At 72.7% G+C, this 21,991-nt stretch carries 21 protein-coding genes; 8 read left to right on the top strand and 13 right to left on the bottom strand.

What is annotated here, in order from left to right; translation table 11 throughout:
* Positions 1 to 481: 481 nt before the first annotated feature.
* The 4 genes from ACWD4B_RS06420 to ACWD4B_RS06405 form a co-directional block, all read right to left on the bottom strand.
* Entirely contained in the window at positions 482 to 1,501 is a 1,020-nt protein-coding gene (locus ACWD4B_RS06420; protein WP_451419700.1) for an FUSC family protein, read from the bottom strand.
* Positions 1,492 to 2,982 carry an MFS transporter gene (locus tag ACWD4B_RS06415; RefSeq protein WP_451419699.1) on the bottom strand — a complete coding sequence of 497 codons (1,491 nt, stop codon included), beginning with the start codon at positions 2,980 to 2,982 and terminating at the stop codon, positions 1,492 to 1,494. The genes ACWD4B_RS06420 and ACWD4B_RS06415 overlap by 10 nt, the downstream gene beginning before the upstream one ends.
* A 337-nt stretch (positions 2,983 to 3,319) precedes the next feature.
* On the bottom strand, positions 3,320 to 4,516 hold the full coding sequence (locus tag ACWD4B_RS06410) for a sensor histidine kinase (protein ID WP_451419698.1): 1,197 nt from the start codon (positions 4,514 to 4,516) through the stop codon (positions 3,320 to 3,322).
* A gap of 64 nt (positions 4,517 to 4,580) precedes the next feature.
* Positions 4,581 to 5,498, bottom strand: coding sequence for a LysR family transcriptional regulator (locus ACWD4B_RS06405; RefSeq protein ID WP_451419697.1), 918 nt, complete (start codon positions 5,496 to 5,498; stop codon positions 4,581 to 4,583).
* Between the two features lie 196 nt (positions 5,499 to 5,694).
* Here ACWD4B_RS06405 and ACWD4B_RS06400 point away from each other — a divergent pair, with 196 nt between their 5' ends.
* Entirely contained in the window at positions 5,695 to 6,342 is a 648-nt protein-coding gene (locus ACWD4B_RS06400; protein ID WP_336415541.1) for a response regulator transcription factor, read from the top strand.
* A gap of 13 nt (positions 6,343 to 6,355) precedes the next feature.
* Here ACWD4B_RS06400 and ACWD4B_RS06395 read toward each other — a convergent pair whose 3' ends face one another.
* The 3 genes from ACWD4B_RS06395 to ACWD4B_RS06385 all read right to left on the bottom strand — a co-directional run bounded on the left by ACWD4B_RS06395 (position 6,356) and on the right by ACWD4B_RS06385 (position 8,597).
* Entirely contained in the window at positions 6,356 to 7,156 is an 801-nt protein-coding gene (locus tag ACWD4B_RS06395; protein WP_451419696.1) for an alpha/beta fold hydrolase, read from the bottom strand.
* A gap of 129 nt (positions 7,157 to 7,285) precedes the next feature.
* Complete coding sequence (locus ACWD4B_RS06390; protein ID WP_451419695.1) at positions 7,286 to 8,098, bottom strand: SDR family oxidoreductase; 813 nt, start codon at positions 8,096 to 8,098, stop codon at positions 7,286 to 7,288.
* A 91-nt stretch (positions 8,099 to 8,189) separates the two neighbouring features.
* The gene (locus ACWD4B_RS06385) at positions 8,190 to 8,597 is read right to left on the bottom strand and encodes a hypothetical protein (protein WP_451419694.1); all 408 of its coding nucleotides are present in this window, start codon (positions 8,595 to 8,597) and stop codon (positions 8,190 to 8,192) included.
* A 202-nt stretch (positions 8,598 to 8,799) separates the two neighbouring features.
* On the opposite strand from ACWD4B_RS06385, the gene ACWD4B_RS06380 reads away from it, so the two are divergent.
* From ACWD4B_RS06380 to ACWD4B_RS06365, 4 genes are all read left to right on the top strand, one after another.
* On the top strand, positions 8,800 to 9,558 hold the full coding sequence (locus tag ACWD4B_RS06380; RefSeq protein WP_451419693.1) for a 3-hydroxybutyrate dehydrogenase: 759 nt from the start codon (positions 8,800 to 8,802) through the stop codon (positions 9,556 to 9,558).
* A gap of 75 nt (positions 9,559 to 9,633) precedes the next feature.
* Complete coding sequence (locus ACWD4B_RS06375; protein WP_451419692.1) at positions 9,634 to 11,766, top strand: glycoside hydrolase; 2,133 nt, start codon at positions 9,634 to 9,636, stop codon at positions 11,764 to 11,766.
* A 119-nt stretch (positions 11,767 to 11,885) separates the two neighbouring features.
* Complete coding sequence (locus ACWD4B_RS06370) at positions 11,886 to 12,440, top strand: universal stress protein (protein ID WP_451419691.1); 555 nt, start codon at positions 11,886 to 11,888, stop codon at positions 12,438 to 12,440.
* Positions 12,441 to 12,446: 6 nt separating this feature from the next.
* Positions 12,447 to 14,027, top strand: a complete 1,581-nt coding sequence (locus ACWD4B_RS06365) for an MFS transporter (RefSeq protein ID WP_451419690.1) — start codon at positions 12,447 to 12,449, stop codon at positions 14,025 to 14,027.
* A 171-nt stretch (positions 14,028 to 14,198) separates the two neighbouring features.
* On the opposite strand, the gene ACWD4B_RS06360 is transcribed toward ACWD4B_RS06365, so the two are convergent.
* The 5 genes from ACWD4B_RS06360 to ACWD4B_RS06340 all read right to left on the bottom strand — a co-directional run bounded on the left by ACWD4B_RS06360 (position 14,199) and on the right by ACWD4B_RS06340 (position 17,610).
* Entirely contained in the window at positions 14,199 to 14,552 is a 354-nt protein-coding gene (locus tag ACWD4B_RS06360; RefSeq protein ID WP_451419689.1) for a zinc ribbon domain-containing protein YjdM, read from the bottom strand.
* Positions 14,553 to 14,627: 75 nt separating this feature from the next.
* Complete coding sequence (locus tag ACWD4B_RS06355) at positions 14,628 to 15,047, bottom strand: anti-sigma factor antagonist (RefSeq protein ID WP_451419688.1); 420 nt, start codon at positions 15,045 to 15,047, stop codon at positions 14,628 to 14,630.
* Between the two features lie 15 nt (positions 15,048 to 15,062).
* Positions 15,063 to 15,545, bottom strand: a complete 483-nt coding sequence (locus tag ACWD4B_RS06350) for a pyridoxamine 5'-phosphate oxidase family protein (protein WP_451419687.1) — start codon at positions 15,543 to 15,545, stop codon at positions 15,063 to 15,065.
* Entirely contained in the window at positions 15,542 to 17,266 is a 1,725-nt protein-coding gene (locus ACWD4B_RS06345) for a SulP family inorganic anion transporter (RefSeq protein WP_451419686.1), read from the bottom strand. Before ACWD4B_RS06345 ends, ACWD4B_RS06350 begins: the two co-directional genes overlap by 4 nt.
* A gap of 5 nt (positions 17,267 to 17,271) precedes the next feature.
* Positions 17,272 to 17,610 carry an ArsR/SmtB family transcription factor gene (locus ACWD4B_RS06340; RefSeq protein ID WP_451419779.1) on the bottom strand — a complete coding sequence of 113 codons (339 nt, stop codon included), beginning with the start codon at positions 17,608 to 17,610 and terminating at the stop codon, positions 17,272 to 17,274.
* Positions 17,611 to 17,929: 319 nt separating this feature from the next.
* Between ACWD4B_RS06340 and ACWD4B_RS06335 the strand changes: the two genes are divergently transcribed.
* The gene (locus ACWD4B_RS06335; RefSeq protein ID WP_451419685.1) at positions 17,930 to 18,610 is read left to right on the top strand and encodes a DUF1275 family protein; all 681 of its coding nucleotides are present in this window, start codon (positions 17,930 to 17,932) and stop codon (positions 18,608 to 18,610) included.
* Positions 18,611 to 18,711: 101 nt separating this feature from the next.
* A complete protein-coding gene (locus tag ACWD4B_RS06330) occupies positions 18,712 to 20,235 on the top strand; it encodes an AMP-binding protein (RefSeq protein ID WP_451419684.1) in 1,524 nt (507 codons plus the stop codon).
* Between the two features lie 47 nt (positions 20,236 to 20,282).
* On the opposite strand, the gene ACWD4B_RS06325 is transcribed toward ACWD4B_RS06330, so the two are convergent.
* Positions 20,283 to 21,191, bottom strand: a complete 909-nt coding sequence (locus tag ACWD4B_RS06325; protein ID WP_451419683.1) for an alpha/beta fold hydrolase — start codon at positions 21,189 to 21,191, stop codon at positions 20,283 to 20,285.
* Between the two features lie 195 nt (positions 21,192 to 21,386).
* On the opposite strand from ACWD4B_RS06325, the gene ACWD4B_RS06320 reads away from it, so the two are divergent.
* Positions 21,387 to 21,902: a mycothiol transferase gene (locus ACWD4B_RS06320; RefSeq protein WP_451419682.1), complete on the top strand. Its 516-nt coding sequence runs from the start codon at positions 21,387 to 21,389 to the stop codon at positions 21,900 to 21,902.
* Positions 21,903 to 21,991: the final 89 nt, after the last annotated feature.

Raw genomic sequence — 21,991 nt, 5'->3', positions numbered from 1 at the left:
ATCCCCACGCGCCCGGTGGGGCTGGTAGCTTGAAGTCCGACCGGCCGGGCGCCCCCGACCGCGCAGAGAGGCCCCCGCCACGGCGGCGCGAACCACCGAGGCGAGGGCCCGACCGAAGACGGCCTACCCGTCGGTCCCTACCTGGTACAGGGATCGGCGGGTCACCGGCCGCTCAACCACCTCCCGAGCTCGCGGATCGCCGCAAGACAACGCTCGAGAAACGGCTTCCTCCGGTGACGCCCCATCGGCGCCTCCCTCCAGACCTGCCGCCGAAGGTCCCGGTCGGCGGCTGCTCCTTGGATTCGGGCCGGGCCCCGAAGGCGCGGGGTCCGGAGACGAAGGTCCGTGGAGGGAGGCGCACCAGGTGCGCCGCTGATCACAATAGCGCCTCGGCCAGGGCGAGTTGGGGCTCTGTGAAGACACTCGCAGGTCGGCAACCCATTCGATGGGTGTCGGTGGCCGGACAAGGTGGCGTCCGGACCTACCCACCCTCCTCCGCAGGCCACAGCCAGCGGCTGGCCAGTACGGCGAGGGTGCCCCCGGCCAGGACCATCGCCGCCCTGACCGCGGCCGCCCACCAGGGCAGGGGGCGGCCGTAGTCGCTGAGCAGGAGGAGCAGGACGGGCGAAGCCAGCGACCAGTAGGCGTAGTTGGCCGGGCGGAAGGTGTAGGCCACTGCGCCGGACACCCCGACGATGGCGACGAGGCCCGCCGGGCTCGGGCGGCAGAGCAGCAGCAAGGCCGCCACCACGCCGCCCAGCGCGTTGCCGACCAGCCGTTTGACGGCCTTCGTGCGGGTCTCCCCGCGTGTGGGCCGAAGGCTGAGCAGGAGCGAGGTGACCAGCCAGTGGCCCTGGCCCCACAGGGAGCCCTCCCAGCCGGTGACCGCCGTGGCCGCACCGGTCAGGAGGCCGGTGCGGCCCGCGTGCCGGACCGTGGCGCCGGAGGGGCGTGGCCGGGCCGTGCGCGGGCGGTCCTGCGCCGGCCTCCCCGGGCGCGGCAGCAGCAGGAGGGCCGTCCAGGCACAGCCCGCCGCCTCGGTGACTCCCGGCCAGGGAAGGGGACTTCGGCCGCCGCCGCTGATGCCGAGGAGCAGGACGGCCAGTGCCGCCGTCGTCCCCACCCGGGGCAGCAGCGCCCCGGCGAAGGCGGCCGCGGCCACTCCCGGAGCGAGTGCCGCCACGGACCGGCCCGCAAGGGCGACGTAGATCCCGGCGGCCGTCGTCCAGAGGCCACGGGCGGCCAGGTGCCGTGCCCGCTCGGCGGTCCCGGCCCCGGGGGGCAGGGGCATGGCCATGAGCACGGCGCACAGCGCGGCCGTGGTACCGATGCCGGGCCGGCCGGTGCGGATACCCAACACCAGGGGACCGGCCAGCGCCACGCCCGCAGCGATGCCGTCGGCGTATGCGGGCTTCCCCTGGGGGCGCAGGAGCGCGGCGAACGCGCTCGCCCAACGGCCGGCAACCCGCCGCAGGCGGCGCCCGCGCGGAGTCACGGCCACGGTGCGACAGTACCCGCGGTCCTCCCGCAGGGCCGTGCGGACGGGCCGGGCACGGCCGGGGCGAGCCGGGCCGCGGTCTCACGGGCGGACCTCTCCGCGCGCCCGCTCGTGACGAGGACGCCCGCCAGCGCCACTGCGACACCGCACCCGGTGACGATCCACCACACGGGGTGCGCCGCGGCCGTGAACCCCGCCGCACCGGCGGCGGCCGCGGGGCCGTGCAGGCCGGACGAGAGCACCGCGCCGAGCACCGCCACCCCCAGCGCCACGCCCACCCGGCACGTCGCCATGGTGATCCCCGAAGCCACCCCGGCCCGGGAACGCGGCATGCCGGACACCGCGAGGGCGGTCGCGGGGACGTCCACCAGTCCGATCCCGGCACCGAACAGCCCGTACGCCACGAGCAGCAGGACGGCGGAGCCCTCCGCATGGAAGGCGGCGCACATCAGCCCGCTCAGCGCCATGGCCGAGCCCGCGAGGACCAGCGGCAGCCGGGCCCCGCGGCCGCCCGTCAGCCGTCCCGCGAGCGGGGCGAGGAGCATGGTCATGACCGGCATCGGCAGCATCCGCAGCCCGGCGGACAGGGCGGACAGGCCGCGCACGTCCTGGAGGTAGAGGGTGCTGACGAACAGGACGCCGCCCAGCGCCGCGAAGGAGACCAGGGAGACGGCCACCGAGCCGCTGAAGGGGATGCTGCGGAAGAACCGCGGATCGACCAGAGGATCGCGGCGACGGCGCTCGTAGGGGACCAGACAGAGCAGCGCCAGCGCGGCAGCCGTCAGGCAGCTGCTCACCGCCGGGGCACTCCAGCCCAGGCGGGGCGCCCGGATCACGGCGAACGTCAGACAGCCCAGCAGGACGACGACCAGGGCCTGGCCCAGCGGATCGGCCCTGCGGGGCGTCGCCGTACGCGACTCCGGCAGGCAGCACGCGGTGAGCACCAGGGCGGCGAGCCCGATCGGCACGTTGACCCAGAAGACGGACCGCCAGCCGTCGCCCGCCACCAGCGCACCGCCGAGCAGCGGACCGGCGGCCAGGCCGATCCCGAACGAACTGCTCCAGGCGCCGATCGCCCGGTCGCGCTGCGCCTTGTCGGTGAAGGTGTGCGTCAGGACCGAGAGCGAGACGGGGCCGATCAGCGCACCGCCGAGCGCCTGCAGCACCCTGAAGCCGACGAGACCGTCCAGGCCGGAGGCGAGGCCGCACAGCGCCGAGCCGAGGACGAAGACGGCGAACCCGGCCAGGAACGTACGGCGGCGGCCGAAGCGGTCGCCCAGCGAGCCCGCGAGCAGCATCAGCGAGGCCACGGACAGGTTGTAGGCGTCGATCACCCACTGCATGCCGCACACGGAGGCGTGCAGGTTCCTCTCCAGGGCGGGCAGCGCCACGCCGACCGCGGTGCTGTCGATCCCCACCATGAGCGTCGCCAGGCAGCTGACCGTCAGCACCAGCCTGCCCCGGGCGGAATTCAGCGCGATCACGTGCGGACCTCCCGTCCGGCTGCGGAATCGGCGGACGAGACCCGGATCCGGGCCTCGTCCTCGACCGTAGGCAGCCGCACCGCCCCTCCTCCGTCCCCCGAGCGGTGGACGGACCGGGGGAGAGGGGCCCAGGGCCTGCCCGGCGGATCTTCGCTCGTGAGTTCGGTACGCCCCGAAGGGGCGCGGGGAACTGCGCGATCAGCCACGACGGCCCGCAGCCGAGGTACCCGGGGCTTCGCCCCGGACCCCAGGGGCAGTGCGTCGGCTGCAGGCCGTCGGTGGTTGGTCGCGCAGTTCCCCGCGCCCCTTCGGGGCACGAAGGTCCGCCGGACACGGCCTACGGCGGGCCGGCGTCCTCGCAGGGCAGTCGGACCTCGACGGCCGTGGGCCGCCCCGGAGCGCTGTCCACCGTGAACCGGCCGCCGGCGCTCTCGATCCGCACGTAGTGGCTGGCCAGTCCGATGTGGCCGGACGCCATCCGCTGCCGGACGATGCCCGTGTCGAATCCGTGGCCGTCGTCACGCACGGTCAGGACGGTGTCGCCTCCGTCCCGCACCAGGGACACCCACACCTGGTCGGCGCCGGCGTGTTTGACGACATTGGCGAGGAGTTCCCTGGCCGTCGAGTACAGCAATGCCTGGCCGGGCACCGGGCCGTCCAGCCGCAGGTCGTAGTGGACGGTGAAACCGCCGCGCCGCGCGGCGTGCTCCCCGGCCGACTCCAGGGCGGCCGCCAGCCCCGCCGAGGTGAGGACCTGCGGGTGCAGGTCGAAGATGGCCTCGCGCAATTCGCGGACCGTGCCGCGGATTTCGGCCGCGGCACGCGCAAGGGTGTCCGACGGGGCCCGTTCCGCCTCCTCCTCCACGTCCTGCAGGGCCGCGAGCAGGTTCTGCACGGCACTGTCGTGCAGCGCATCCGCCAGGTCCGCGCGCTCCCGCTCCTCGGCGTCGAGTGAATTCCGCAGCAACACCTCACGGTTGTCCAGGAGTTCGGACACCCGGCTGCTCCGGCGCTCGAGCAGCGCGGCGATCAGCACAGCGGCACCGACGTCCCACAGCAGGTACGTCTCGTCGACGACGACCGGCCACACGGACGGGGTGGCGTCGGAGAACAGGTGGGGGAGGGCCATGACGGCGTAGGCGTACATGCAGGCCGCGCCGAGCCAGGCGGTGACCGCCGGCCACTGCCACAGCACACTGGCCATGGGCAGGACGAAGTAGGCGTAGCGCACTGCCGATTGGGGACCGCCGGACAGGGCGGCGAGGACGCCGACGGCCACCACGTCGACGGCCGCCGCACGGACCGCGCCGTGCACCCCGGCCAGCGGATGCCGGTGCACACCGACCAGCCGCGCGACCGACCAGCCGGCGTACGCCGCAAGAGCGACGTAGAACCAGGGGACCGTCACGGGCTCCGACGGTTCCAGGGCCGAGAGCAGGATCGGGACCAGCAGGGGCAGCCGCAGCCACGCCACGTAGCGCGTCGACAACTCCACCACGTTGCCGATCTGCTGCTCTCGCCACCGAGTCGTCATCGCACCATCCGGAACGGCGCGCAGGGCACCACCCATGCGGCACCGGCGCATTACCCGGGTGACGCTACCCGTCCGGGGCCCCCTGTGCCGCGCAGCGGCACAGGGCGACCGCGTGCGCGAGCGTTCCGGCCGGGGCACCCGGGGCCGCGAAGAGGACGATGTCCGTGGTGGCCTGCGGGACGAGGGTCACGGTCTGCGAGCGCAGCCGGGCCGGCAGGGAGCCGAGCGGAACGGCGGTGAGACCGGCACCGGACGCGGCGAGGGCGACCGCGGCGTCCGCGGTGGGCACGCAGAGCGCCGCCGGGCGGGGAACCGGGTCACCCGTACCGGCCTCGCCGAGGAGCGACAGCGGTGCCCGTCCGTCACCCGGGTAGTGGATCCAGCGGCGGTCGAGCAGATCGCGCAACGGCAGCGCCCCACCGCGCAGAGGGTCGTCCTCGCCGCACACGACGACGAGTTCCTCCGTGCGCCAGGGCCACACCGGCCCGTGCCACCGCGTGGGCCGGGGGCCGACGGCCAGGTCGGCGGCGCCCGAGGCGACGGACTCCTGCAGCAGCCGCCGGTTCTCGTGCACACCGACGACGAGGCGGGTGCCCGGGCGCGCGAGTGCCCAGGCGCGCAGGGCGGGGAGCAGACCGGTGAGAAGCGGGGGCAGCGTGGCGACCCGCACGGTCTCCTCGTGACCGCCGGCCGCGGCCAGGGCCGCCGCACGTCCCTGCCCGGCGCTGCGCAGTGCCGTCCGGGCGTGCGGCAGGAGCGCCTCGCCCGCGGGCGTCGGCCGGACACCGTCGGGGCCGCGTACGAGCAGGGGGGTGCCCACGGCGCCTTCCAGGGCCTTGAGCTGCTGCGACACCGTCGGTTCGGTCACGTGGAGGCGTTGCGCGGCACGCGTCAGACGGCCCTCGCCGACGGTGACGACCAGGTATTCGAGCTGGCGCAGCGAGAGGCTGCCGGCGCCGTTGACGCCCTCGGGTTCGCGCACCGCCGTTCACCTCCTCCGCGCACGGGCACCCGACCAGCCTGCCGCCGCCCGCCGGGCACGGATGTCCGCCGATCGGCGGAGGGGCCGTAGGGCCTGCTCCTCCCTCGTGCGGCGCAGCGGGAATCTGCCTATCGTCGAACCGGGCCCGGTCCGCGAGGCCCCCCGCGGCGCGGTGAGCAGGGAAGGCGGTGTCGGCGTGCCCCGTTCCGATGCGCGCGTGACGGTGGTCGTGGCCGACGACCACCCCGTCTTCCGCGAGGGCATGACGCGGGGGCTGGAGCAGAGCGGACAGGTGGAGGTCGTGGCCGAGGTCGCCGACGGCGAGGCCGCGCTGGAAGCGATCCGTGAACACGAGCCGGACGTCGCGCTCATCGACTACCGGATCCCCAAACTGGACGGCATCGCCGTCGTCCACGCGGTGGTCCGCGACCGACTGCGCACCCGCACCCTTCTGTTGTCCGCCACCACGGACAGCGCCGTCGTCTACAAGGCGATCGAGGAAGGGGCCTGCGGCTACCTCGCGAAGGACGCCAAGCGCTCCGAGATCGTCGACGCCGTCCTCAAAGTGGCGCGCGGCAAGCGGGTGGTGGCGGAGGACCTGACGGACGGTCTGGCGGACGAGATCCGTCTCCGCGCCGACCACGGCGCCGTGGTGCTGTCCGAGCGCGAACGCCAGGTGCTGCGCGGTTTCGCGAAGGGGCAGAGCATTCCCGAGCTGGCTGCGGAGCTGTATCTGGGGGTGAGCACGGTGAAGACGCACGCGCAGCGGCTCTACGAGAAGCTGGGGGTGTCGGACCGTGCCGCCGCCGTGGCGGAGGCGATGCGGCACGGCCTGCTGGAGTAACGGGCCTGTAGCGTCAGGCCGTTGCGAGGAAGGCGCGGACCGCGGCGGCGAAGGCCTCCGGGGCCGTGACGGGGAGCAGGTGATCGGCGTCCAGCTCGGCCGTGGCGGTGCCGGGGCGGCGGCCGGCCATGGCACGGACCTGCTCGGGCGGGATGACGCCCGTGGTGCCGTGGACCAGCAGCGCGGGGCAGGTGCTCGCGGTCCAGTCGGCCCAGTGGTCGCCGTGGACCTGATCCTCGGAGCGGTGCATGTCCTGCGGGTGGAAGGGCAGTCGCCAGCTGCCGTCGGGGTTCTGGCGCAGTCTGTCGGCGAAGTACGGTGCGGCCTGGCCGAGGCCGGCGACGAGTTCGTCGCGGGTGGGGGCGTCGTAGGGCAGGGCGAGCAGGAAGCCGAGCGGGTTGGTGCCGTCGAGGCCCAGTGCGACGGGGCCTTCGACGTTGACGAGAGCGGTGACGCGCTCGGGGTGGCGGGCCGCGAACTGGTAGGCGTTGATCGCGCCGAGGGAGTGGCCGAGCAGGGCGACGCGGTCCAGTCCCAGGTGGTCCAGCAACGCCCGGAGGTCGGCGAGGTAGCCGTCGCGCGAGTAGTCGTCTGCGCGATCGGACTCGCCGTGGCCGCGCTGGTCGGGGGCGATCACCCGCCACTCGGGACCGAGAGCCCGGGCGAGGTGGGTGAAGGTGGCGCCTTCGTAGAGGTGTCCGTGGAGCGCGACCAGCGGGCGGCCGGTGCCGCCGAAGTCGAGGTAGGACATCTTGCGTCCGTCGACGGTCAGTTCGCCACGGGTGGCGGTGGCGGTCATGGTCGCGTCGTTCATCTCGGTTCCCCCTTGGTGCGGTTGACGGCATGACCGTACCAAGGGGGTGAACGCTTGTACAAGACGGACGTCTAAGACGGTTGTATAGGAGGGTGTCCGTGCGTTGGTGTCGTGCACGAGCCGCGGTCCTCAGCTGGCGGTGCCGACGAGGCCGCCGTTGACGTAGACGGTCTGGGCGGTGATCCACTTCGCCGCGGGGGAGGCGAGGAAGCGGACGAGGGGGACGACGTCGTCGGGGTCGCCGATGTCGCCGTTGACGCTCATGCTCTTGAGCCAGGCGATGTTCTCGTCCGTCTCGGCCGGATAGAAGAAGCTGGTCTTCAGCGGCCCCGGGGCGACGCAGTTGACGGTGATGCCCCGGCCGCCGATCTCCTTGGCCAGTGCCTTGGTGTAGTGCTCCAGCGGGCTCTTGCTCCCGGCGTAACCGCCATAGGTGGGAGCGGTGACGGCCACGATCGTGGTGATGAGGTTGAGGACGCGGCCGTGGTCGGCCATCTTCGTGGCGGCCTCGCGCATGAGGAAGAAGGGGATCTTCGCGTTGATCGCGAACATGCGGTCCCACTCGTCCTCGGTGAACTCCGCGATCGGCTTACGGACGATCATTCCGGCGGTGTTGACCAGGATGTCCCACTGCCCGAACTCCTCCAGGGTCGCGTCCACCAGCGCGGTGACGCGGCCGACCTCGGTCAGGTCCCCCTGCCATGTCGCGGTCCTCACGCCGTGGGCGGTGAGGTCCTTGGCAACCTGTGCGGCCTGGTCGCGTTTGTGGTCGCTGTTGAAGTGCACCATCACGTCGGCGCCGTCCTGCGCGAGGGCGGTGGCGAACTTCTGGCCCAGATTGGCGGACGCACCCGTCACGATGGCGGTCTTGCCGTCGAGCACACCGGTCACGGCTGCCTCCTCCGGCATCGGCAACACCTGCGGGAGGGGCGGATTGGCCACGTCGGACGTGTGCGCCCCACCGTCACCAGGCTGGGCCGCTGCCGCGAAGGTCGCAAGCGCACGACGTGCCGCTGCGCACCGCGCGGGCCGCTCAGCCCCCCGCCGGAGCGTCCTCGATGTCGGAGATGAGCTTGGTGCTCAGGTCGCTCTGCACGGCCAGTCGGGTGTGCCCGGCGTCCGGTCCGGTGCCCCAGGTGAGTGTGACCGTGGTGAACAGGTGCCCGGCGCCGGAGTCGTGGTAGCGGACCTCCCAGCGGGTGGGTACGTCCTGGGCGCGCAGGACGCCGTCGGCGTGGTTGGCCTCTTCCCAGGCGGCCAGCCGCTGCCGGAAGTCCTCGGTCAGGTAGTGGGCGCGCAGTTCGTCGGACAGGTCGTCGGTGCCGTCGGAGACGGCGTCGATGTACGCCCCGTAGAAGTCGGCCACCCGGTCCACTGCGGAGTCCGGGCTTCCGCTTCGGACGGCGTCGCCCGGGGCCGTGGTCGTCTGGTCGTCCGGCATGAAATCCCCCCTGGAGCAATGCTGTTCAGATCCTGCCCTTGGCGACATTCTTCCCTGTTCCGGAGGAACTAGTCCTGTGTGTCAGCTCTCCTGACCATCCGGGACAAGGTGACCGGACCTCTCCCGTCCCACCCTCAAACTCGCCCACGATTGCTTCACTTGGTCCTCACCACTACCGAACCACGACCGATCGGAGCACCCCGTGGCCCCCACTCCTCTCGACCTGAGCGGACGCACCGCCCTCGTCACCGGCGCCGCCGGCGGCATCGGCCGCGCCATCGCCCTGCGGCTCGCCGAGGCCGGAGCGCACGTCCGCGCGCTCGACCTCGACGCCGACGCGGTGCGCGAGGTCGCCGCGCTCACCGGCGGCGAGGCGCTCGTCGCGGACCTGTCCGACCTCGGCCGCCTCGACACGCTGGACCTGCGTGCCGACATCGTGGTCAACAACGCCGGACTCCAATACGTCTGCCCCGTGGAGGAGTTCGACCCCGAGCGCTTCTCGCTCATGCTGCGCGTCATGCTCGAAGCACCGTTCCGGATCATCCGCGCCGCACTGCCGGGCATGTACGCGCAGGGCTGGGGCCGGATCGTCAACATCTCCTCCGTGCACGGCCTGCGCGCCTCCGCGTACAAGAGCGCCTACGTCGCGGCCAAGCACGGCCTGGAGGGCCTGTCCAAGGTCGTCGCCCTGGAGGGCGGCCCGCGCGGGGTGACCTCCAACTGCGTCAACCCCGGCTACGTGCGGACCCCGCTCGTCGACGGCCAGATCGCCGCGCAGGCCCGGGTGCACGGCATCGGCGAGGGCGAGGTCCTCGCCACCGTGATGCTGGAGGGCGCGGCGGTCAAACGGCTCGTGGAGCCCGAAGAGGTCGCCGAGGCGGTCCTGTTCCTGTGCGGCCCGCACTCCGCCGCCATGACCGGCTCTTCCCTTGTCATCGACGGTGGCCACACAGCGCGTTGACCTACAGTCAGGACATGTCGGACAGCAACTGGCGCCTCTTAAAACCCTCTTAGAAGCACTCCGTATCACTGTGCCATGCACTCCGCCACCCGGAACTCGCCCACCGCAGGACCGTCCCGCCGGTACGGCCGGCGCACCGTCCTGGCCCTCGCCATCGCCACCGCCCTGGCGGCCACCACCGTGGAGGCCGCCATCGGCCTGGTGCCCGCCTCCCACTCCTCCGCCGACACCGAGGTGCGCATCCACGACGGCCAGGTCGCCGTTCCGATGGCCGGCGGCATCGCCACCGTCGATCCGGCCACCCTGCGGGCCGAGGCCCGTACCCGGGACGGCCGCACCGTCCTGCTGTCCGCCCCGGCGCCCCGGGCCCCCGGCAAGCCGGCAGGCCTGGCCAGGACGGAGCACGGTGCCGCCTGGTCGTATCCGGGCAAGGGGCTGAAGGCGGAAGCCCGCGCGGACCACGGCCGGCTGCTGGTCACCTTCACCGCCACCGGCGGCGACACCTCCCTGCAGTGGCCGGTGACCGCCACCGACCCGGCCGCCGAAAGTATCCAGTTCCCGCGCGGCGAGGGGCTGTCCCTTCCCGTCTCCGACGCGTTCTGGAACTCCGCCGACGGCGGCCTCGTCGGCGAGGAGCAGGACATCAGCGCGCAGCTCTCCATGCCCATGTGGGGCCATTCGCTCCGCTCCGGTCACGGCGGCGTCAGCTACATCACCCCGACCGACATCGGCAGTTCGCTGACCTTCACCTCCCGGGAGGGACGACTGCGAGCCACGGCCAAGCACGAGTTCTCCGCGCGCAGCGGCACCCGCGACTACACCGTGGCCCTTTCCCTCACCGACGGCTCCCCGGTGGCCCCGGCCGTGGACTACCGCAACTGGCTCTCCGAACACGGGCAGCTGGGCAGCCTGAGCGAGAAGATCAAGAAGAATCCCGGGGCGGGGAAGCTGCTGGGTGCGTTCCACGCCTACGCCTGGGGCGGCGCCCGGCGGCCCGACTACGTGAAGCGGCTCAAGGAACTGGGGGTTTCGCGCCTCTGGCTCGGCTACGACTCGGACGACGCGCCGATGACGAAGGCGGACGTCGACGCCGCCAGGTCCGCCGGGTACCTGGCGAGCCCGTACGACTCCTACGCCGACGGCCAGCAGAAGACCCCCGACTCCTCGCCCAACACCGTCTGGCCCGACGACGTCTACCCCACCTTCTGCGTGCAGAAGGCCGATGGGAAGCCGCAGCCCGGCTTCCGCAAGAAGGGCTGCTACCTCAGCTCGCAGGCTTTCGAGCAGGCCGAGCGGAAGAAGCACTACCTGGCCGACCGTACCCGCCCGCTGGTCGCCAACGGGGCCGACAGCTACTTCCTCGACGTGGACGCGGCAGGCGAGCTCTTCCAGGACTTCGACGCCAAGCACCCCATGACCAAGGCAGAGGACCGCACCAACCGGCTCGCCCGCATGAAGCGCCTGGCGGACGGCACTTACGACCCGCCCGCGAAGAAGCCCCGTCCGCTGGTCCTGGGTTCCGAGTCCGCCGTCTCCTGGGCCAACGAGGTACTGGCCTTCAGTCACGGCTCGGCCACACCGGTGGACGGCCGGCTGTGGGGCATGGAGACGGGCCACTTCGACTCCAGGCAGGAGGACCCCAAGGACGACGACGCCTGGGGCGGCTACATGCCGGAAGGGGCCGCCGCCACCTTCTTCAAGCCGGTGCGCACCGGCGACTTCAAGCCGGAGCACCGGGCCCGGGTGACCGCGACGCTGAAGGCCATGTACGACCCGCAGTACCGCGTGCCGCTGTACGAAACGGCGCTGCACGGCTCGCTGGTCAACGCGGAGCGCTGGGAACTGCCGTTCAGCAAGCTCCCCGACCAGAAGCAGCCCCGGGCCCTGCTGGCGATGCTCTACAACACCCCGCTGAACTTCGTGCTCAGCGACAAGGATCAGCGCAACGACCAGAACCTGCGCGAACTGGCCGCACTGCAGAAGTACTTCGCCCCGCTGCACCAGGCCGCAGGCACCCAGCAGCTGACCTCCTTCCGGTGGCTGACCGATGACCACATGGTCCAGCGGACCGTCTTCGGCGACGGCACCCTGACCGTCACCGCGAACTTCGGTTCCAAGGCCCACGACGGGCTGCCGGGCGGCTGCGTGGACGCCGAGCTGCAGGGGAAGCCGGCCCAACGGCTGTGCCCCGGCAAGGTCGTCTCGTAGCGGCCGGCCGACCCGGTGGAGCCGACCGTCCTCCCGCACACCCTCCGGTCGGCCGACCTCCTCGTGCCGGTCCTCCTCCCCAGCATGGAAGGAGGACCCGGACCGGAGGAGTGAGGGCGATGTCGCAGACGGTCAAGCGCGTCGTGGTCGGAGTGGACGGATCGGCCGGCAGCGTCGAGGCGCTCCGGCAGGGCGCGCAGGAAGCGGAACGCCATGGCGCGGTGCTGTGCCCGACGCACGCCTGGGCACCCCCGGGCGGGGAGGCGGCGGACGCCCGCTGCCCGGCCCCGCCGGACGTGTGCGCCGCCTGGGCGAGGGAGGCCGACGGCATTCTGGCGGACGCGTGCCGGAAGGCGTTCGGCACGGCCTCGTACAGGGCGCGTGTCGTGCCCAGGGCCCTCCGGGCCCCGGCCGGGGCGGCCCTGGTGGCCTGCGCCGGCCACGACACGGACCTGCTCGTCCTGGGGACCGGCGGCCACAGGGCCCTGCACCGCTTCTTCCACGGGTCGGTGAGCCGTTACTGCCTGCGGCACGCGCGCTGCCCCGTCCTCGTCGTACGCCCCGGTGACGACGTCCCCCGCCGTCGGCTGTCCCGCGGATGCGGTCGGTGCCGGCTGCCCGGACCCTGGAGGAACGGGCCCCGGAACCGTCCTCGCAACGCAACCCACCGGTAGGCCGCCATGTCGGAACCCGCTCTCGGACAACGGCAACGACGCCTGGTGCTCGTGGTGTGCTGCGGTGCACTGCTGCCGCTCGGCATCGACATCACCGCGCTCAATGTCGCCCTGCCGGCGATGGAACGGGAGCTGGGCGCGACGATCTCGGGCATGCAGTGGGTCCTGGACGCCTACAGTCTGGCGATGGCGGCGCTCATGCTCCTGGCCGGCTCGGTCGGCGACCGGGTGGGGCGGCGGCTGGTGATGCAGGCGGGCTTCGCGGTGTTCACGACGGGATCGGTGCTGTGCGCGCTCGCCCCGACCCTGGAGTCGCTCGTGGCGTCCCGGGTGCTCCAGGGCGTCGGCGCGGCCAGCCTCAGTCCCGTGTCGATGTCGATCGTCGCCCAGGTGTTTCCGGGCAGGACGGAGCGGACCCGCGCCATGGGCGTGTGGATGTGCGCCTACGGGCTGGGCCTGGCCGTGGGGCCGCTGCTGGGCGGGGTGCTGGTGGACACCGTCGGATGGCGTCCGCTGTTCTGGCTGAACCTGCCGCTGGGCCTGGTGGGGATGGTGCTCACGGCCCGCTCCGTGCCCGAGTCGCGGGCGGCGCGGCCCCGGCGCCTGGACGTCACCGGGCAACTGCTGGTGATCGTCTTCCTCGGGGCGCTGACGTACACCGTCATCGAGGCGCCCCACAGGGGCTGGACGGCCCCTGCCGTCCTCGCCGGCGCGGCAACCGCCGTCGCCGCGCTCGCCGCCCTCCTGGCCTGGGAACGCCGCTGTCCCGAGCCGCTGATCGAACTGGACCTCTTCCGCGACCTGCGATTCAGCGGCGCCATCGTCGCGGGGATGTGCGTCTTCGGGACGTTCGGCGGGTTCTTCTTCCTCACGTCGCTCTACCTCCAGCACCCGCTGGGGCTGTCCGCCCTGCAGGCGGGGCTGTGGATGCTGCCGCCGTCCGTCGTCCTGGGCATCTGCTCGCCGCTCGCGGGACGTCTGGCCGAGCGGTACGGCACCCGGCTGCTGCTGGTACCGGCCGGGCTGGCCCTGACGGCGAGCGCGGTCATGCTGGCCGTCCTGAGCACCGACGCGTCCAGGATCCCGATCTTCATCGAGTACGTGCTCTTCGGCCTGGGCGTCGGTCTGGCCGCCCCTCTGCTCGTCAGCACGGCGGTCTCCGGCATGCCGGACGACCGGGCGGGCTTCGCCGCCGGGCTGTTCACCACGGCGGGCCGCGCCGGCTTCGCCCTCGGCGTCGCCCTGCTCGGCGCGGTCCTCGCCGCCGGGCTGGACAACCGGCCGCTGAGAGACGCCGCCGCCTTCGCGGAGGCGGTGCGCCCGGCCTGGTGCCTGGTCGCGGCGGGCGGTCTGGCCGTGGCCCTGCTCGGCCTGCTGATCACCGCCCGGCGGCCGGGCTTCCCCGACGACCTGTCCGGCGGATCTTCGCTCGTGGGTGCGGTGCGCCCCGTCAGGGGCGCGGGGAACTGCGCGATCAGCCACAGACGACCCGCAGTTGACGCACCACCCCAGGGGTCCGGGGCGAAGCCCCGAGAACGTCGACTGCGGGTGCGTCGTGGCTGGTCGCGCAGTTCCCCGCGCCCCTGACGGGACGCTGCGGTGCTGCGCGACGAAGATCCGCCGGACACGGCCCAGCCCCCCGTCCGCGGAACACGTTCGGCAGCTGACGGATCCACGCACAACGGCCGTGTGCGGAAACGCGATTGCCCGGGGTCGACGTCCCGGGCAATCGGCATTTGCGGAGGTGCGCGCAGTGGATCAGGCCTTCTTGACCACGCTGGACTTGAGGTGCATCTGGCCGAATCCGTCGACCTTGCAGTCGATGTCATGGCCGTCGGGACCGTCCACGAGGCGGATGTTGCGCACCTTGGTGCCCGCCTTGATGCCGGTCGGGTGGCCCTTGACCTTCAGGCTTTTGACCACCGTGACGGTGTCGCCATCGGCAAGGACATTGCCGACCGCATCCCGGATCACCTTCTCGCCGGTCTCTTCCGCGGCCTCGGTGGGCGCAGGCGTCCACTCGTGGCCGCACTCGGGGCACACCAGAAGCGTGCCCATCTCGTAGGTGTACACGCCGGCACATTGGGGGCACGGCGGAAGGTTCTCGTTCACAGTGACAGCCTAGATCTCAGGGTCGGGATGGGTGGTTGCGGGCCGGTCGGGCCCGTCGCAAAGGGTGTAATGCCGTCAGCCCGCCGGGGCTTCGACCTGCGTCGGCGTGTCCGCGGGCCAGGCGCCGGAACGCCATTGCCGGCCCGCCTTGCCCGGGTTGACGCGGTGGGCGGCCAGGCCGGAGAGCAGGTCGGGGTGGACGGGGATGTCCGGCTGCCTGGCCTCGGGGACGAGGGAGCCGTCGGCGGGGATGGCGGCGAGCTCCAGCGGGCGCCCGAGGGCTGCGAGGCGTGCGGCGGCCTCGGAGATGGCCCTCTGGCCTTCGGCCGACCAGCCGTGCAGTGCGCTCAGGTCGACGATCACCGGGCCGGTGCCGCGCGCCTCGACCCAGCCGACGGCCCCGCCGAAGCGGGCTACGGCCTGCCCGCCGAGGTAGCCGGAGACCGACAGGACGCTCAGCTCGTCGTGGGTGGTACAGCGCCATTCGATGGTCAATGCTCTTCCTCGCGCTCAGTTTCGGGGACGGGCTGCTTCAGACGCGACGGGCCTGCTCGTCCCGTTGGCGCCTGTCGGTGCGTCATCGGGGGCGTGGGCGAAGCGGAACGCGGTGACGCTCTGCGGGTGGATGCGCAGGAGCGCGTCATGGGGGCCGTGGGCCCAGCCGGGCAGGGTGCGCCGGTAGTGGGCGGCCTCGTCGGGGTCGGTGATCGGCTCGGCGAGACCGGTGGCGGTCACGGCCCAGCCGGTTCCGGTGCCGGGGTGGATGCAGTCGCAGTGGTAGGTGACGCTCACCCGGCCCGTGAGCGCTGCGTTCGCAGCCGGTGTGCGCACGATCAGGCGCCCGTACTCCAGGACATGGGAGGCGGGCCGGACCGCGATGGCCTCGCGCTGCTCGTACAGCATCCGCCCCTGTGAGGCGCCGCCGAGCAGGTACCAGGCTTCCTCGCCGGAGACGTCGAGCATGCGGCGGGGCGATGGGGACGGGTGGGTCATCGGGCGGGTTTCTCCTCGGTGACGGCGGCGGGCTTCTGCGCAGGCACGGGCAGCACCCCGGCGCCCTGGAGGCGGGCGCGGGCAGCGGCGATGGCTTCGGGGGTGGTGGCGAACTCACGGCCTTCGTACCGGAGAAGGTCCAGCGCGCCGACGGACTCGAGGACCTGTCGCTGTCCGGGCCGTATACCGGAGGCCAGCACCGTGACACCGCGACGGTCGAGCTTCGTCACGGCGTCCTTGAGGACCAGGGCACCGGTGGCGTCGATGGTGGACACGCGGGACATGCGCAGGACGACCACGCGCACGTCGGCGACCTCGGAGAGTTCCAGCAGGAAGCGGTGGGCGGCGGCGAAGAACAGCGGCCCGTCGATCCGGTACGCCACGATGTGCTCGGCCAGCAGCGCGTGTTCCTCGGCGCTGTGGTCGCCGGGCAGGTCGGCCTTTATGGGGACCTGGTCCAGGCGGGCCTGCTTGGCCACTGCCCGCAGTGCCAGGATGCCGGCGACGCCCAGGCCGATCAGGACGGCGTAGACCAGGTCCAGGGCGAGGGTGGCGGCAGCGGTGAGGATCAGGACGAGGGCGTCGGAACGGGTGGCGCGGGCCATCGCCCGCAGGCTGCCGACCTCCACCATCCGGATCGCCGTGGCGATCAGTACGCCGGCCACTGCGGCGAGCGGGATGCGCGAGACCAGTGGTGCCGCGGCGAAGACGATGACCGCGAGCACGGCGGCATGCGTGAGGGACGCCAGGCGGGAGCCCGCGCCGGTGCGGACGTTGACGGCGGTCCGCGCTATGGCGCCCGTGGCGGGGACGCCGCCGAAGAGCGGTGCGGCGATGTTGGCCAGGCCCTGGCCGAACAGCTCCCGGTCCGGGTCGTGCTTCTGTCCGACGGTCATCGCGTCGGCGGCGGACGCGGACAGCAGCGATTCCAGCGCGGCCAGCGCAGCGACCGCGAGGGCGGGGGCGAGCAGAGAACCCAGCGCGCCCGGGTCGAGGAAGGACAGCGAGGGGGCGGGCAGTCCGGAGGGAAGGTCTCCGATCGGCCTGGCCGCGTCCAGGCGGAACACCTGGGCCACGACGGTCGCGGTGATCACGGCGATGATCGAGAACGGGACCGTCGGCCGCCACCGCGCGCCCAGCAGCATGACCGCGGCCACCGCTGCGGCGAGCGCGACGGCCGTCCAGTTCGGCGCGCGCACGAATGCCTCGATCGCGCGCCAGGTCACCACGAGGACCTTGTCGCCCTCGGGCTTGGGCACTCCCAGCGCATTGGGCATCTGCTGCAGCCCGATCACCCCGGCGATGCCGAGCGTGAACCCCTCCACGACGGAGGCCGGGACGTACTGCATGTAGCGCCCGGCGCGGGCGAGCGCGAGGGCGATGAGCATCAGGCCCGCGATGAGACCCACCGTGAGGACGCCGCCGGGGCCGTACCGGGCCACGATCGGCACCAGCACCACCGTCATGGCACCCGTCGGCCCAGACACCTGCAGGTTCGAGCCGCCGAAGACGGCTGCGAGTGCACCGGCGACCACGGCGGTGGCAAGCCCGGATTCCGCGCCGAGGCCGGAGGAGACACCGAAACCCAGCGCCAGCGGCAGCGCCACGATCGCCACGGTCAGGCCCGCCAGCAGATCCCGCTTCGGATCACGGCGTGCCGCGGTGAGGTCGTCACGCCCGGGCAGGAGGGAACGGACCCTGGACCAGGACCGGGCAGCCATCGTGCTCACTGGGCGCCCTCGGATTCCCGCAGCTCCTCCAGAAGCGCGTTCTGCCCGTCGAGCATGTGCGTCAGGATCCGCCGCGCGGCACGCATCAGCTCGGCCACATCCCCGCCCGCAAGTTGGTAGACGACCGTGGAACCGGTACGGGCGGAGGTGACGATGCCCGAGCGGCGCAGCACGGCCAGCTGCTGGGAGAGCGCGGACGGCTCGATCTCCATCGCGGCCAGCAGCTTCCGCACCGGCATCGGCCCGTCCTGGAGGAGCTCCAGCACCCGGATCCGTACCGGATGCCCCAGCATCCGGAAGAACTCGGCCTTCGCCTGGTACAGCGGAACCGACACCACGACCTCGATCTCTGCGTCCGAAAGCCCCGAGCAGGGCGACACACCGGGTGTCGTGCCCGCGGCTACCTGCGGACACGACCGATACATCATGTAGCGAATTGAAGAATTGTGCAATTTGCAAGCCGTGGTCAGGGTGAGGCGAAGCCTGCGCTGCCCGCCCGCCCCACTCCCCGGAGTCGGCCCGGGCGCGCTCCCGGCGAGGTCCCCGTCCGGCACCGCGGCCGGTGGCAGGATGGGCGGACGCGGGCACTTGGCGAGCACCCCCGGCGGTCCGGCAGCGGTCCACCCACGGCTGCCGGGCCGAGAAGGAGACGTGATGCGGCCCGGCCGGGAACGTGACGGAAGCTCCGCGCAGCGCATGCGCCTCGCGGTGGTCGTGCTGGTGGCCGCCTCCGGGGCGGTGGAAGCACTGTCCTTCACCGCGCTCGACCATGTCTTCGCCGGCGTGATGACCAGCAACCTCGCCCTGCTGGGCATGGCGGCCGGCCAGGCGCGCGGCGCCGGGGTGACCGCGGCCCTGCTGGCCCTGGGAGGCTTCGGTGCCGGTACGGCGGCGGGCGCCTGGGTCACCCGGGGCGGGGAGGAGGGCGAAGAGCGCTGGTCCGCACCGGTGTTGTACTGCCTCGTCGGTGAGGCGGTGCTGCTCGCGGTGGGTGCAGGTGTGTGGGCCGCCTCGGGCGGCGCGCCCGGCGGCGTGACCCGGGACGTGCTGCAGTGCGGGGCGGCAGCGGCCATGGGCGGCCAGTGCGCGGCGATGGTCGCGGCGGGCCGGGCGGCGGCACCCACGACCTACCTCACCGGCACGCTCGCCACGTACATCGTGCGCGCACCGGGCGGCACTTCGGCACGCTCCGGCCCGTGGGTGCCCGTCCGCCTCGCCGCACTGATCGCGGGGGCGGCAGCGGCCGTGGCCCTGCACCGGGCCGTCCCGGCCTGGGCGGGTGCGCTGCCTCCCGTGCTCGTCACGGCAGCCGTACTCACCGCGGCCGTACCGTGAGGGGCGCCTGGCCCCGCCCGGCTGCGGCCATCGGGTGAACCGCGTCGGTCACGGCTCCGGGGGCCGGGCTCGCCGCGGCGTCTGACCGATGATGTGGCCGTATGACACAGCCATTCATCGACTACGCCACCACGGTCCTCGACGTGCTCTCGCACACCCCCGGCCGGACCGTGCTGACGGGCCCCGACGGGCGGCACGTCACTGCGGGGGAGTTCCGCGACACCGCGTACCGCATGGCAGGGGAGCTGGCCGACCGGGGTATCGGCCGCGGCGCGACCGTCTCCCTGCTCACCGGCAACACCCCCGGAGCGCTCGGTGCCCGGTACGCGGCGAACCTGGCCGGGGCGCGCGTGGTGTTCCTCTACGACGGCATGGCTCCCGAAGCACTGGCCCGCATCGTCGAGAGCACGGAGACCACGGCGCTGGTCGTCGACTGCCTCCGGCATGCCGATGCCGACGGGCTCCTGCCCCTGGTCACCGTCCCCTCCGTCCTCACCCTCGGCCCCGCCCCGTTCGGTGAGGACCTCCTGGCCCGGTCGGCGCGGCGCGCACCGCGACGGCCGGAGCCGACGGCCGGCCCCGACGACGACTACGCCATCCGCTACACCGGCGGAACCACCGGAATCCCCAAGGGAATCCGCCTGGCTCACGGCTCCTACCGGAGATCCATGGACGCGCCGCGGTCCGCGATGGGCGATCCGCCCCGGCATCTCGCCTGCACCCCGCTCGGCCACCTCGCGGGCATGTTCTCCGACTGGTGCCTGGTCAACGGCGGTTCCGTCGTGCTGCTCCCCGGCTTCGACGCCGGCGAGGTGCTCGCCGCGATCGAGCGCGAACGGATCACCCATGTATGGCTGGTGCCGCCGCTCCTGTACCGGTTGCTCGACCACCCGGACCGGGCCGCCACCGACCTGTCGAGCCTGAGCAGGATCACCTACGGCGGTGCCGCCGCCTCCGCGACCCGCCTGCGCGAGGCCCTCGACGCGTTCGGGCCCGTCCTCTACGGCGTCTACGGGCAGTCGGAGACGCTCGCGATCGCCGAAGTCGCCCCGCAGGAGCACACGGTGACCGGCCGCGACGGGCAGATCACGGTCGGCCGTCCGCTGCCCGGCGTGGAGGTCACCATCCGCGACGGGAACGGTGCCCTCCTGCCCGCGGGGCAGAGGGGCGAGATCACCGTGCGCTCCGACGGCGTCATGCGCGGGTACTGGAAACAGCCCGGACTCACCGCCGAGGTGGTGCAGGACGGCCGGGTCCGTACCGGCGATGTCGGGTATCTCGACGAGAACGGCTACCTGTTCGTGGTCGACCGGATCAAGGACATGGTCATCGTCGTGGGCGGCCACGTCTACCCGGCCGAACTCGAAGAGCTCCTGCTCACCCACCCCGACGTCGCCGCCTGTGTGGCCTTCGGCGTCCGTGGCGCCGATGAGATGGAGCAGGTCCACGTGGCGGTCGTACCCGTCGCGGGGCACCGGGTCGACCCCGATGCCCTCGGTGCGTTCGTCGCCACCCACAAGGGGCCGATGTACGTGCCCGGTGCGGTGCACGTGGTCGAGGCCGTCCCGCTGACCACGGTGGGCAAGCCGGACCGGAAGGCGGCGCGCGAACAACTCGGCCTGTGACGGTGTTCCGGCAGCCGCCACGGCTGCCGGAACACCGTCGCGTGCGGTCAACTGACGCTCGGAGCAGCCTCGGTGCGGTGGACGTGACCGGCGATCAGGGAGGTGAGCCGGGACCACGCCCCGCGGGGGAAGCCGTGGCCGAGGCCGTCGACGACGACCAGTTCGGCACCGGGGACGGCGGCCGCCGTGGCCCGCCCGCCGCTGACGTCGCACATGATGTCGTCGCTGCCGTGGACGACCAGCGTGGGGACGTCCAGCGACCGCAGCCGTTCGGTGCGGTCCCCGGTGGCCAGGGTGGCGACGGCCTGACGGGCCATGGCCAGGCGGTCGTGACCCCGGTCGTAGGCGAGTGCCGCCCGCTCGGCCACGGCGGCCTCGTCGAAGGGGAACCCGGGGGACCCGATCGCCCGGATGGCCCTCACCTGCCACTCGATGAAGCCCTGGCGGTCCTCCGGCTCCGGCCCCAGCCCTCCCAGCGCGCCGAAGTCCGCCCGGCCCACGGCGGGGTCCCCGGTGGAGGACATCATCGACGTCAGCGACCTGACCCGGCCGGGATGTTCGATCGCGACCATCTGCGCGACCATTCCGCCCAGGGACGCGCCGACGAAGTGCGCACTGCCGATCCCGAGGACGTCGAGCAGGCCGACGGTGTCGGCGGCCATGTCCGACAGCGTGTAGGACGCCGACGAGAAATCGCCCGCCAGCGCCGCCCGGACATCGGGCACCGGCGCGTCGTGGAAATGCGTCGACCGCCCGGCGTCGCGATTGTCGAACCGGGTCACGTGCACACCACGGCCGGCCAGTTCGGCGCAGAAGCCGTCCGGCCAATTGATCATCTGGGCTCCGCCGCCCATCACCAGCAGCACCGGCGGTGCCCCCGGGTCACCGAAACTCTCGTAGGCCATCTCGATCCCCGCCGGGCCGACGCCGAAGGCCTGCTTTTCGTCCACTGCCACACCATCTCCTCACCGAAGCGGAGAAAGAAAATATAGCGGGAATTGATATCGGAATGCCTATGGGGTGGTGAATTTTTTGGAATTGGACAACAGGAAGGGAAAGTCATAAACTGAAATTGCGGGGGGAGTTGGCGGGCTTTCGGCCGGCGGGGGAGACTCGGGTCGACGAGCAACGACGGCGAGAGGAGCCCGCCCATGACCACGACGAGCGCGAAGCTGCTGATCGACGGCTTCGGCCGGGTCCGGGAGGGGGTGCACGGCGTGCTGGACGGGCTCGCGCCCGAGGAGCTGACGTGGCGCGGCGAGGACGGTGGGGCGAATTCCATCGGCTGGCTCGTCTGGCACCTCGCACGGGTCCAGGACTGCCAGATCGCCGACGTCGCCGGGCTGCCGGAGGTGTGGCACGCGCAAGGCTGGCAGAAGGACTTCGCCCTGCCCTACCCCGCCGACGCCAACGGCTACGGCGCCTCCAGCACCGAGGTGGGCGCCTTCTCCGCCCCGGCCGGCAAGCTGGCCGGCTACTACGACGCCGTGCACGAGCAGACCGTCGGCTACCTCAGGACCCTGCACGAGAAGGACTACGGCCGCATCGTCGACGACGCCTGGGACCCGCCCGTCACCCTCGGCGTCCGCCTGGTCAGCATCCTGGACGACGATCTCCAGCACGTCGGCCAGGCCGCCTTCGTCCAGGGCGCGCTGACGCGCCGCTGACGCGCGGCGCCGCAGCGCCCCGTAAGGGGCGCGGGGCTGTATCGATTTGCGGCTCCGCCGCGTGGGCGCGCTCAGCCACGGCGCGCCCG

The organism is Streptomyces sp. NPDC002536 (assembly GCF_053594995.1).
Note: the sequence above shows the minus strand (reverse complement) of the source record. Positions and strands in the feature narration are given on the sequence as shown.

What these genes read in the sequence shown, in the direction of transcription:
- ACWD4B_RS06410 (WP_451419698.1), bottom strand. Translation starts at nt 4,516, where the DNA reads ATGACGACTCGGTGGCGAGAGCAGCAGATCGGCAACGTGGTGGAGTTG.
- ACWD4B_RS06395 (WP_451419696.1), bottom strand. Translation starts at nt 7,156, where the DNA reads ATGAACGACGCGACCATGACCGCCACCGCCACCCGTGGCGAACTGACC.
- ACWD4B_RS06385 (WP_451419694.1), bottom strand. Translation starts at nt 8,597, where the DNA reads ATGCCGGACGACCAGACGACCACGGCCCCGGGCGACGCCGTCCGAAGC.
- ACWD4B_RS06375 (WP_451419692.1), top strand. Translation starts at nt 9,634, where the DNA reads ATGCACTCCGCCACCCGGAACTCGCCCACCGCAGGACCGTCCCGCCGG.
- ACWD4B_RS06370 (WP_451419691.1), top strand. Translation starts at nt 11,886, where the DNA reads ATGTCGCAGACGGTCAAGCGCGTCGTGGTCGGAGTGGACGGATCGGCC.
- ACWD4B_RS06365 (WP_451419690.1), top strand. Translation starts at nt 12,447, where the DNA reads ATGTCGGAACCCGCTCTCGGACAACGGCAACGACGCCTGGTGCTCGTG.
- ACWD4B_RS06350 (WP_451419687.1), bottom strand. Translation starts at nt 15,545, where the DNA reads ATGACCCACCCGTCCCCATCGCCCCGCCGCATGCTCGACGTCTCCGGC.
- ACWD4B_RS06345 (WP_451419686.1), bottom strand. Translation starts at nt 17,266, where the DNA reads ATGGCTGCCCGGTCCTGGTCCAGGGTCCGTTCCCTCCTGCCCGGGCGT.
- ACWD4B_RS06335 (WP_451419685.1), top strand. Translation starts at nt 17,930, where the DNA reads ATGCGGCCCGGCCGGGAACGTGACGGAAGCTCCGCGCAGCGCATGCGC.
- ACWD4B_RS06330 (WP_451419684.1), top strand. Translation starts at nt 18,712, where the DNA reads ATGACACAGCCATTCATCGACTACGCCACCACGGTCCTCGACGTGCTC.
- ACWD4B_RS06320 (WP_451419682.1), top strand. Translation starts at nt 21,387, where the DNA reads ATGACCACGACGAGCGCGAAGCTGCTGATCGACGGCTTCGGCCGGGTC.